We start from the raw sequence: 11,185 nt of genomic DNA, 5'->3' as shown, positions 1-11,185 counted from the left end.
TCTTAAAACCCCAACCCCAAGAAAAACGGACACATCTCCTGAAACCACACACCACCGCTACCGCAAGGAAAAAATGCCCCAAGCGCTTGCGCTTGTGGGCATTTTTGACGCAGCGGTATGTAAAGCCGCGGAGCGGTTTTACAAATACCGCAAGGTATTTCAGGTGGGGTTTTGGTGTTGAGTGCGTCGCCCCAAGCGCTTGCGCTTGAGGGCATTTTTGACGCAGCGGTATGTAAAGCCGCGTAGCGGTTTTACAAATACCGCAAGGTTTTAGGGGTGGGGTTTGGTTGTTGGGTGTGTGCCCCAAGCGCTTGCGTTTGTGGGCATTTTTGACGCAGCGGTATGTAAAGCCGCGTAGCGGTTTTACGTTTGCCGTAAGGTATTTCAGGTGGGGTTTGGTTGTTGGCGTTTCGTGTGCAAAGGCGATTGGCACGTGAGGATAATTTCGGTGCGGCGCGCCCGGCAGGAGGAGATAGAGGTTTATGAGCAAAGCATTTGATGCCTTGACCGCCGAGCAGATCGATAAAAAATTCGACGACGGTGAGGACGTCCTCGAGTATTTTGACCTAGAGAACCCACAGGTAAATGCTCCGTTGCGATCGGTTGAGCAGAAACGGGTAACTCTCACCATGTCGGAGTGGATGATTCAGGAGCTGGATAAGCAAGCAGCAAATCTGGCTGTTTCTAGGAATGCAGTAATAAACACTTATCTGGCAGAAAGGCTAACGAACCAAGTAGTAAATTAATCTCTGCCTGGGGATTTACTAATGGTTACGCGATAGGGTGGAAAAGGCAGTAGCGGCTGCGGACAAGATAGCGAATAGGCGGGTACGGTGGGAAGACGTAGCAAGCGGAGGGCGGGGACGCGCCCACCGGCGCGGGGCGGAATCGACCCGGTGGGGTTTGTTTCTGCCGGTCAGGAAACTTTAGAACGGCAGTTGCAAACCCAGCTGGAACGCAAACTATCGCTGTCCACCGCGGAGATTGCCGATTTTGTGGCGAAAGCTTTTGCCTCCGGGGATGTGGTGTCGCCCTTAGGCATTGCCCTGACCCCAGACAGTAAACTTTTGGTAGGGCAACGCTACTATTTGCATCGAGTAGCCCCCGATGAGGGCGCTGCCTTACCGAAGCTGCAGGTGCTTTGGGAGGGCGAGGGGGCAATCGTAGTAAATAAACCCGCCAGCCTGGCAACTATTCCCCGCGGCTCCTGGGTTACCCGGTCAGTGGTGGTGGCCGCTCGCCGCCAATTCGGAAACGACGAAATAACCGCCGCGCACCGCCTAGATCGCCTCACTACCGGATGTTTATTGCTAACCCTAGATTCGAAGTATCGGGCGCGTTACCAGCAGCTATTTGACCACCGGCAAGTAAAGAAAACCTACCTGGCGCGTAGCCGTGGCGGCGGCCGGGGAGAAGGAGTGGTTCCCCAGGTGGGGGAGAGTTTTGATTTCCAGCTTTCTATGTATAAGGAAACTGGCTCGCTGGCGGTGTCGATAGGAGCGCCCCCGATAGGTTCAAAAGTAGCGAGCTGCCAAAGCCGAACCCGCGCCCTCGTCCTCGGAAAATTCCCCCTCCCCGAAAAGACAGAAAAACTGGGGGGAGAGGGAAACGCAAACCCGGGCAACCCGGGACACGCGCCAGAAGAAGAACTGTTGTGGCAGTTAGAGCCAGAAACCGGGTTTACTCATCAGCTGCGCGCCACCTTGGCTCATTTCGGGTATCCCCTCGTAGGTGACCCCCTTTATCCGGAAGTTTTGCCCGCTTCTGCCCCAGAAAATATTGAGCCCCAGCTGTGCTTGCACGCCCAAGAACTGCAGTTTCCCGACCCAGGAAATCCTGCTACCACCGTAACCGTCACTGCCCCCGCCCCCACCTGGGCAAAAGGTGCCTTAAGCTGACTTCCGAATTGCTGAGATAGATAGGTATAAACCGAGCCTCACGGTAAACACGCAAGAAAAATACGCAAAAATTGCGTATTAACTATTGATAAAACACGCAAGAATTGCGTAAAATAGTTGCGTGTTACTAATTTTGACGCGATAATCCAAGAGGGAGGGGATGAGGGTGACCCTGAAGGAACTCCGTAAACAGAAGAAACTAACTCAGGTCGAATGTGCCTCCTACTTAGATATTCCGATTCGCACCTACCAAAATTACGAGAACGAAGAAAAGAAGAGAAAATCTTTAAAATACCAGTACATGATGGAGAAACTGGAGCGATATGGATACATTGATGAAGGACACGGGATTCTCACCATCGCAAAAATTGAGGAAATTTGTCGAAAAGTATTCGCCTCCTATGATGTAGAGTACTGCTATCTCTTTGGGTCCTATGCCAAGCGGAAAGCTAAACCGCAAAGTGATGTGGATTTGTTGATATCCACAGATATTTCCGGCATTAGGTTTTATGATTTGGCAGAATCCTTGCGGGAAGCGCTCAATAAGAAAGTGGATCTGTTAAAACTTGAGCAGCTGAAAGATAACCCTGAGTTGCTGAACGAAATACTGAGGGACGGCATTAAAATCTATGGATAATCCCAAAACAAACCAGTACTACCTAAACAAGATTATTCTCGACCTGGAGTTCGTTATCGCGCACACGGGAGGTTACTCGCAAATAGAGTTTGAGGATAACGAGTTACTTGTGGACTCGACCCTATTTCGGTTAATCCAGGTCTCTGAAAACTCGAACAAACTTTCCACAGTTTTTAAGCAGCATCATCCATCTATCCCGTGGCGCGCTATGAAAGGTCTTCGTAACCGTATCGTGCATGAATACGGCAATGTTGATCTCTCGGTTGTCTATGAGACCGTGCGCGATGATATTCCGGAACTGCTTCGTAACCTGAAGGGGCTGGCATGACGGATGGCGCGCTAACCCGTAAGCTATGAGTCATGCGAGAAAGGCTGCCATTCCTATTTATTCAATGCCGTCCCGATGGTGATATTGCCCGCGACGAAAAGGAAACCATAGCGCAGGTAACCGGATTGACAGTCGGTGACAGTTTGCGCACCCATCTTTTACTTGCCGAGCCGGATCTTGACCCTGTTCACGACCTGGATATTAAAAACAACTATTCAGGGCTGATAATCTCAGGGTCGCCTTTTGGGGCTGAAATCCAGCGCGACCTTGCTAAACCCGAGCATCTTCATCTTCATGCCCGGCTAAGCACGTTGGTGCGCTACCTGTTAGATAACGATTTTCCCACCTTAGGGTTATGTTATGGCTTGCAAATGCTGGCTTTAGCCAGCGGCACTGCGCTCACCGGTTTAACCGCCGAGGATCTGCAAGCCGTGGAAGTAACCTTAACCGAGGAAGGAATGCAAGATTCGGTGACTGGGAAACTTCCCCCAATTATTCGCGCCTATACCGGACACGCGGATTCACTGGCCGGAGTGCCATCGGGCGCAACTTTGCTAGCGAGTGGCGAACATTGCAAATGCCAAATAGTGCGTTTTGGAAAAAACATTTACGGCACCCAATTTCACCCCGAAATAACTACTGCGGGAATGAAAATCCGCATCGACCAATACGGGGACACCTATTATGAAGCCAGTGAAAAACAGGAAGTGATATCGCGCTGCATGACTCAAGATGTAACCAGCTCCCACCAGCTTTTATCCGCTTTTACTGAGCATTATCAGCGTTAGGAGGCTAACTATGGGGATAACTTTTGCAAAATCCGAACGTTCCACCCTCGGAGTCGAATGGGAACTACAGCTAATCGATAAAGACTCTTTTGACCTTCGCCAATGCGCTAGCACGATTTTGGAGGAAGTGGAGCGGCTTCACCCGGATAACGGGTTAGTACACCGAGAAATGCTGCTAAATACCGTAGAAATCATTTCGCGTCCTCGCCACAGGGTTCGTGACTGCGTAATAGATTTGATAGAGGGGATTAACCTGGTGCGACCGGTTACTTCGGCGTTGCGGGTAGAGCTAGCATCTGCCGGTTCCCACCCTTTCGCTAATCCCAGTTATCAGCAGGTTACCGATTCTAAACGTTATGAAGAGCTGGTAAACCGCACCCAATATTGGGGGCGACAAATGCTGCTATTTGGTACCCACGTGCATGTGGGGATAGAGAATCGCGATAAAGTTCTCCCCATCCAAAACTATTTGACCAGTAAACTTGGTCATATTCAGGCGTTATTTGCGTCCTCTCCCTATTGGGCAGGTCTTGACACTGGATACTGCGATAACCGCGCAATGGTGTTCCAGCAGCTCCCTACGGCGGGTCGTCCCTACCAATTCTTAGATTGGCGAGAGCTGGAAAACTATACCGATGGGATGCTAAAAACTGGGGTTATCCGCTCTTTCGATGAGGTCAGATGGGATATTCGACCTTCCCCCAAGTTTGGCACCATTGAAGCGCGAGTAGCCGACGCCTCTTCCACTATTAAAGAGGTCGCGGCGGTGGCTGCTCTTACCCAATCCCTGGTAGAGACGGCTTCCCGCCAGCTTGATGCCGGTAAAGAGTTACCAGTTTTACCGGATTGGTTCGTGCGGGAGAACCGGTGGCGCGCTGCCCGCTACGGGATGGATGCGATTTTGATTGAGGACGAGCGGGGAGAAGAACGGCTCTTGACCGATTCTTTGCCGACTTGGTTAGAGCAGCTCTCACCTGCTGCCGAAGATTTAGGCTGTGCAGAGGAGCTCTGGTCAATCCGGGAAATGGTGAAACTCGGTGTCGGCTATCAGCGGCAACGCACCATTTTTGAACGCACCAATTCTTACGAGGCGGTAGTAGCTTTCTTAATAGCCGAAATGGAGGCCGGCGAACCCTTAAATCCGGAATGTTTCGTAGATAAATCCCTGCATAAGAGCGGTGTCAAAGGGTGGAAAGTCCGTGCCCGTTAAGAATGCCAAGTTCTCCTAGCGGTAACAATTAAGGAGGGCGGGGGAAAAGATACGAGAGGGGCTTGAGCCGAACTTGCTGAGGCTCACGGGGCCCCGGAGTGCTTTTCCCACGCCCGTTGCCAGCGGTGTGTTGCGCTGCTAACACGTTATTAACACGGGGAAGGATTATAGCTGTTTGGCATCTGTGAGCGCGGGGGAAAGTTTTTCCTCCCGCCCAAGAAATCGGGGAGAGACTAGGTCTCTCCCCGATTTCTTATGCCCACCGCGCCTGCTCGGATAAAACTTTCCCCCACGCCCGGTTCTGAAATCTCTCTGAGCTATTAACGCGTAAGCGCTACTGCTTAACTAGCAGTAAACATGTCATGGTCTACGTAGTTGCGCACCACCAGCCACGCGAGCATTAACACTACGGTCACCGAGGCGAACGCGATAATCGCTGCCGGCCCCAGCCCGCCCTCAAACCACATAAGCACAATCATTGCCCCCAAAACCGCTAATACCAGGTAGTTAGAGTAGGGCGCTAGAGGAACATGGAACTTGGGGCGTTCTAGACCAGTCTTCCGGCAGTGACGTACAAACAAGATATTTGAAATCATCACCGAGCCCCACATGGCACAAATCCCAATCCCGGCCATATTGGCAATCACGTCAAAGGCTTCATTGGGGTAGAACAAATTCACCATCACCCCTACTAAGCCGATAGTGCCAGCAGCGATAATGGCCGCATAGGGAACCGCGTTCCGGTTCATACCAGACAAGAAACGAGGGGCAGACCCGGATACCGCCAGGGAACGCAGACCGCGACCACAAGTGTAAAGTTCTGCGTTAATAGCGCTAGCGGCAGCCAGCAATACCACCAGATTCATGATGTGACCAGCAGCGGGAATACCCAAGCCGCTAAAGAAAGTCACAAACGGCGACTCGTCACGTTTATATACGTTATAGGGCAACAGCAAAGTAAACAGGACGATACAGCCTACGTAGAACAACAGAATCCGCCACATCATCGAGTTAACTGCCCGCGGCATTTCTTTTTGGGGATCCTCGGCCTCACCGGCGGCAGCCCCCAAATATTCAGAGCCACCGTAGGCGAATAAAATCCCTAAAGACAGGGTCACCATAGTGAAGGCGCCCTTGGGGAATAATCCTCCATGCTCGGTGATGGCGTGTAAACCGGGAGTGTAGCTGTGTCCCTTCACCGTTAAGGAAATCCCGAAAACAATCGCCACTACCGCCAAAATCATAAAGACCACAATCGCCACGACTTTAATCATCGCGAACCAAAACTCGAATTCGCCGAAGAATTTCACGCTGGCCAGATTGACAATCACCATTAATGCTAAGGCGATAAAAGCCCACGCCCACAAGGGGACAATCTGGAAGGGTTTCCAATAATGCATATAGTTAGCGATTGCAGTGATATCCGCCATTAAAGCAGAAGAATAAGTAATAAAGGCAAACCATCCGGTGAAATAGGCGCCACGCTCGCCCATAAACTCGCGAGCGTGAGAAATAAATCCTCCGGAAGAGGGACGGTAAAGGCTAAGTTCTCCGAGGGCGCGAAGCATTAAATAAGCAATCCCACCGCAAATTGCGTAAACAATAGCAACTGACGGTCCCCCGTCAACGATACGTCCAGATGCGCCATAAAACAGGCCGGACCCGATGGCCCCGCCCAGCGCAATCATGCGCATGTGGCGAGACTTTAACCCTTTGCGGTAGCCCTCATCGGATTTATCACGATGCGGGGTGCCGCTAATCGGTTTTTGAGTTTCGCTCATTAGTTTTCTCCTAAATAATTATCTTGATTACCAGATGGAATCTCTAGGGAGTATATGGGAGGTAAACGGGCGGGCTAGTTGGGCAGTCAGAATATGGAATCACAAACCGGTAAAACTTTTAGGTAAAACCTCTTTAGAGCACGGTAGACTAATAGAGTAACCGTGACTGGCGTAGGTGGGGTACCACCGGGGAGCAAGTTGTCTATCAGTCGCTCGCCTGGGCTGATCTGGCACTACATATAAGGAATAGTCAAATGGGAGATAACCTACTCATTCAATCGATTAGCGAAGTAGATCCAGAGATTGCGGCAGTTCTTGACCGTGAACTAGCACGCCAACGTGGCACTTTGGAAATGATCGCTTCGGAAAACTTTGTGCCCCGCGCCGTGTTACAGGCGCAAGGATCTGTCCTCACCAATAAATATGCGGAAGGCTACCCGGGGCGGCGTTACTACGGGGGCTGCGAAGCAGTTGATGTGGCCGAGGAACTAGCACGCGATCGCGCCAAGGAAGTATTTTCTGCCGAGTTCGCTAATGTGCAGCCCCATTCGGGTGCGCAAGCCAATGCAGCAGTACTATCGGCACTGGCTAAGCCAGGGGACACCATTATGGGGCTGGCGCTAGATCACGGCGGTCACCTTACCCACGGTATGAAAATCAATTTCTCAGGCCAACTCTATAACGCCACCGCCTACCAGGTAGATAAAGAGAGCAACTGGGTGGATATGGATCAGGTGCGCGATGCGGCCTTAAAGTATCGTCCCAAAGTTATTATCGCGGGCTGGTCGGCATACCCCCGCCAGGAAGACTTCAAAGCCTTCCGGGAGATCGCGGACGAGGTCGGAGCCTACCTGTGGACAGATATGGCGCACTTTGCGGGGCTGGTAGCTGCCGGTTTACACCCGAACCCGGTGCCGTATTCCGATGTGGTTTCCACCACCGTGCATAAGACTTTGGGCGGGCCGCGTTCCGGAATGATTTTGTCGCGTGACAAGGAACTCGGTAAGAAAATCAACTCGGCAGTGTTCCCCGGCCAGCAGGGCGGCCCGTTGATGCATGTAGTAGCGGCGAAAGCAGTCGCCATGAAGATCGCCGGCAGTGACGATTTCAAAGATCGACAAAAACGCACTTTAGAGGGCGCAAAGATTTTGGCTGACCGTCTTACCAAGTCGGATGTGGCGGATTGCGGGATTTCCTTACTAACTGGAGGAACCGATGTGCACCTGGTGATGGTGGATCTGCGTAACTCCCAGCTAGATGGGCAACAGGGCGAAGATTTGCTGCATGAAGCCGGAATTACCATTAACCGTAATACGGTGCCTTTCGATCCGCGTCCTCCCCGGGTAGGATCCGGGCTGCGGATTGGCACCCCGGCGCTTGCTACTCGCGGTTTCGGGAAGAAAGAGTTCACCGAGGTAGCGGAGATTATCGCCGGAGTGCTGGTGGAGGCTTGCCAGGGGCAAGTCGATACTGGCAGTTACCGGGAGCGGGTGCAAGCATTAATCGAGCGGTTCCCACTATATGTGGATTTAAATCAGCTGGCGTAAAGCTGACAGATAGCCAGATTGATAGCAACCAAGTTTGGGTGCGGGTAGGCTAGCGGTCTACCCGCACTCTTAACGGGGAGGGTATAGATGCGTAAAGGTTGGAGCGGGGACGCGATTTTACTGGATGGGGCGGCGCGGGCGCGGCAACTGAAAGAAGAAATGTGTCAGCAGGTAGACAGGCTGCGCGCTCAAGGTATTAAACCTGGCTTAGGTACGATACTAATAGGCAGTGACCCGGGTTCGGTATCTTATGTGGCAGGTAAACACCGTGACTGTGCCGAGGTAGGTATCGAGTCGATTCGAGTGGAACTGCCAGATACGGTTTCGACTGCCCAGGTTTTAGCCGAGATTGAAAAGCTGAACGAGAATCCGGCTTGTACCGGGTATATTGTGCAGCTTCCGCTGCCTCGCCAGGTCGATGTTAATCGGGTTTTGGAAGCTATTGACCCTGATAAGGACGCTGACGGCTTGCACCCGATGAACCTGGGGCGGCTGGTGCTGCGCATTAAAGAACCGGTAACCTCCCCGCTGCCTTGCACTCCCAGAGCCTGTATAGATTTGTTGCAGCACTACCAAGTACCACTACAGGGCGCGCAGGTATGTGTAGTAGGGAGGGGAACCACAGTAGGACGTTCCCTGCCGCTCATGCTGACCCGCAAAGATATTAACGCCACCGTCACCTGTTGTCATACCGGTACTCGGGATTTAGCTGCCCATACGCGCGCAGCGGATGTGATTGTTGCCTGCGCGGGATCGGCGGGAATCATTAAACCCGAGATGGTTAAAGAAGGCGCAGCAGTCCTAGATGTCGGGGTATCTAGGGGCGCCGTCAATCCGGAAACCGGGAAGGCTCGTCTGGAGGGCGACGTGGCAGAGGGCGTTGATGAGGTTGCGGGCTGGCTTTCCCCCAACCCGGGAGGAATCGGTCCGATGACTAGGGCTAATCTGCTGCTCAATGTGGTGGAAACCGCGATTCGTCAAGCATCCTAATATCGGTTTTACCTATGCGTTTGAAAGGGTTTTCAATACGGCTAGCGGTGACGGCGATTACCTTGCCGTTGCTGCTTGCGGCCTGTGCGTCCTCCGCCCCTACCAATACCACCCCGAAAGACAGGGCGAGTACCCAGGTGAGCAAAGTTTTTTGTCTACTAGAAAAAAAGAATTCACAAGATACTAGGGCAGCGGCTTTGTCGAAAGCGATTGGGGATTTGCTGGCAAAACCCGAAAATAAAGGGGCAGTTAAATCTGTAAATATCAGTGTCGATAAAGCTGAGCAGATTGCGGGGAAACTTAAGGAAAACAGTTGCGCTAATGTGCTCTCCCTAGAGCCGAATTTGAGTGGGGAAGTGCAAAAAGTTGCGAAGAATCATCCCGATATTAACTTTGCAGTAATGGCAGCCGAAGGGCAGCAGAAACTTGCCAATGTTAGGGGTATTGATTTTGATTTGCGCCAACCGGCATTTCTAGCTGGATATGCGGCTGCTGCGGTCACTAAGAGTGGAGAAATCGGCGCGGTTAGCAGCGTGAATAGTGCAGATACCAAGCAGGGAATAGATAATTCTGTCAGCGAAAACGCTACTAAGACTTGGGCTAATGCTTTCCGCCTGGGAGCTGAATACTATAACCAGTTCAAAGGTTCGGGAGTAAAACTTTCGGCTTGGGATAATAACGTAGGCGGACCGCTGCAAGTTGAGAGCGCAAAACTTCATGAACAGCTGCTTAAACTGGCAGAGCAGAAAATAGATGTTATTTTGGTGATTGCTCCGATTGGGGAATCCGCTTCCTTGGAGGGATTAGCCGGCAAAGATGCACTGGCGATTTGGAATGGGCAAGACGTGGCTGCGAACTCTGCTCAAGTGAAATCTAGCGTGTTTACCTCCACGGTTATTGATGCGAGCGGGTGTGCTAAAGAATTATTTGATCAGGCGAAAGCGGGCTGGATTGCCAGTAAAGATTATGTGGGTACGCTAAAGAACTCTGGGGTTAAACTGGCTGGTTTTGGCGATTACGCTCCACTGATTTCCGATAGTTTAAGCGCTGAGCTGGCCGGGATTCGCAGTCAAATTGACAGCGGGAAAATAGATATCGCGAAACTTGCGGCTCACCAAGGGTGAGGTAAAAGTAAAGATAAAGGGGAAATATGCTCAAGATTGCCACGGTTAATGTTAATGGGATACGGGCCGCGTTCCGTAAAGGAATGGATAGTTGGTTAGAGCAGTCTGAGCCAGATGTGGTACTGGCACAAGAAGTGCGGGCTAGTGAAGAAATAACTCAGGAGCTGTTTGGGGATAACTGGCAGGTAGTGGTGAATGCTTCGCAGCTCAAAGGACGAGCGGGAGTGGCGGTTGCAATCAAGAAGTCTTGCGGCTGGCATCTGGAATCATCTCAAGTCGATACCGTACCGGTTGCAGTGCCACAAGATAGCGGGCGCTGGTTAGAAGCGGTTTTGGCTAGGGATGAAACCGGGGGTGGCGAGGACGAGCGCTTGCGGGTAATCTCTGCGTATTTTCATTCCGGGGAAGTGGGAACCGAAAAACAAGAGCATAAAATGGCGCACTTAGAGCGGATTGAGGAACGCTTAAAACAGTTGTGCTCTGCCTCGTCCTCGGATAATAATGGCTCTTTAGTGCTGGTGGCGGGGGATTTTAATGTGGTGCATACCGAGCTCGATATAAAAAACTGGAAACCTAACCACAATAAACGCTCCGGAGTCTTAGACGAGGAAATCGCGTTCTTAAATCGCTGGCGCGAGCAGGGGTGGGTTGATGTGGTGCGTGCCCTCGCCGGTCAGGTGCAAGGCCCGTATTCCTGGTGGTCGTGGCGGGGTAAAGCCTTTGATAACGATGCCGGGTGGCGTATCGACTATCAGCTGGCCACCCCACGACTGGCAGAGGCGGCGAGCAGTCAGCAAGTGGATCGCGCCGTGGCCTACGACCAGCGGTTTTCCGACCATGCCCCCGTGGTGGTTAGTTACGAAATATAAAATCGCGCTTGCC

12 protein-coding genes and 1 riboswitch are annotated in these 11,185 nt (G+C 51.9%); of the genes, 11 read left to right on the top strand and 1 reads right to left on the bottom strand.

Annotated features, from left to right (window positions below; translation table 11 throughout):
• The 7 genes from PG728_RS08965 to PG728_RS08935 form a co-directional block, all read left to right on the top strand.
• Positions 1 to 181, top strand: a 181-nt coding sequence (locus PG728_RS08965; protein WP_270627190.1) for a hypothetical protein, incomplete at its 5' end; no start/stop codon positions are given.
• Positions 182 to 482: 301 nt separating this feature from the next.
• Positions 483 to 746 carry a type II toxin-antitoxin system BrnA family antitoxin gene (gene brnA, locus PG728_RS08960; RefSeq protein WP_270627189.1) on the top strand — a complete coding sequence of 88 codons (264 nt, stop codon included), beginning with the start codon at positions 483 to 485 and terminating at the stop codon, positions 744 to 746.
• 87 nt (positions 747 to 833) lie between these two features.
• Positions 834 to 1,898, top strand: a complete 1,065-nt coding sequence (locus PG728_RS08955; RefSeq protein WP_270627188.1) for a pseudouridine synthase — start codon at positions 834 to 836, stop codon at positions 1,896 to 1,898.
• Positions 1,899 to 2,064: 166 nt separating this feature from the next.
• Positions 2,065 to 2,535 (top strand): nucleotidyltransferase domain-containing protein, encoded by a 471-nt coding sequence (locus PG728_RS08950; RefSeq protein ID WP_270627187.1) that lies wholly within the window; start codon positions 2,065 to 2,067, stop codon positions 2,533 to 2,535.
• Positions 2,528 to 2,863 carry a HepT-like ribonuclease domain-containing protein gene (locus PG728_RS08945; RefSeq protein ID WP_270627186.1) on the top strand — a complete coding sequence of 112 codons (336 nt, stop codon included), beginning with the start codon at positions 2,528 to 2,530 and terminating at the stop codon, positions 2,861 to 2,863. The genes PG728_RS08950 and PG728_RS08945 overlap by 8 nt, the downstream gene beginning before the upstream one ends.
• 32 nt (positions 2,864 to 2,895) lie before the next feature.
• Positions 2,896 to 3,651, top strand: coding sequence for a glutamine amidotransferase-related protein (locus PG728_RS08940; RefSeq protein ID WP_270627185.1), 756 nt, complete (start codon positions 2,896 to 2,898; stop codon positions 3,649 to 3,651).
• A gap of 10 nt (positions 3,652 to 3,661) precedes the next feature.
• Entirely contained in the window at positions 3,662 to 4,861 is a 1,200-nt protein-coding gene (locus PG728_RS08935; protein ID WP_270627184.1) for a glutamate--cysteine ligase, read from the top strand.
• A gap of 341 nt (positions 4,862 to 5,202) precedes the next feature.
• Here the strand turns inward: PG728_RS08935 and PG728_RS08930 are convergent, their stop codons facing one another.
• Positions 5,203 to 6,642 carry an amino acid permease gene (locus tag PG728_RS08930; protein ID WP_270627182.1) on the bottom strand — a complete coding sequence of 480 codons (1,440 nt, stop codon included), beginning with the start codon at positions 6,640 to 6,642 and terminating at the stop codon, positions 5,203 to 5,205.
• A 152-nt stretch (positions 6,643 to 6,794) separates the two neighbouring features.
• A riboswitch (ZMP/ZTP riboswitch) is annotated at positions 6,795 to 6,872 on the top strand.
• Between the two features lie 24 nt (positions 6,873 to 6,896).
• On the opposite strand from PG728_RS08930, the gene glyA reads away from it, so the two are divergent.
• The 4 genes from glyA to PG728_RS08910 all read left to right on the top strand — a co-directional run bounded on the left by glyA (position 6,897) and on the right by PG728_RS08910 (position 11,172).
• A complete protein-coding gene (gene glyA / locus PG728_RS08925; RefSeq protein ID WP_270627181.1) occupies positions 6,897 to 8,189 on the top strand; it encodes a serine hydroxymethyltransferase in 1,293 nt (430 codons plus the stop codon).
• Positions 8,190 to 8,276: 87 nt separating this feature from the next.
• Complete coding sequence (locus tag PG728_RS08920; protein WP_270627179.1) at positions 8,277 to 9,179, top strand: bifunctional methylenetetrahydrofolate dehydrogenase/methenyltetrahydrofolate cyclohydrolase; 903 nt, start codon at positions 8,277 to 8,279, stop codon at positions 9,177 to 9,179.
• Between the two features lie 14 nt (positions 9,180 to 9,193).
• The gene (locus tag PG728_RS08915) at positions 9,194 to 10,303 is read left to right on the top strand and encodes a BMP family ABC transporter substrate-binding protein (protein WP_270627177.1); all 1,110 of its coding nucleotides are present in this window, start codon (positions 9,194 to 9,196) and stop codon (positions 10,301 to 10,303) included.
• Between the two features lie 26 nt (positions 10,304 to 10,329).
• Complete coding sequence (locus tag PG728_RS08910; RefSeq protein ID WP_270627175.1) at positions 10,330 to 11,172, top strand: exodeoxyribonuclease III; 843 nt, start codon at positions 10,330 to 10,332, stop codon at positions 11,170 to 11,172.
• The last annotated feature ends 13 nt before the right edge of the window (positions 11,173 to 11,185 follow it).

This window comes from Varibaculum timonense (genome assembly GCF_027694345.1).
GTDB classification, from domain to species: domain Bacteria; phylum Actinomycetota; class Actinomycetes; order Actinomycetales; family Actinomycetaceae; genus Varibaculum; species Varibaculum timonense_A.
Note: the sequence above shows the minus strand (reverse complement) of the source record. Positions and strands in the feature narration are given on the sequence as shown.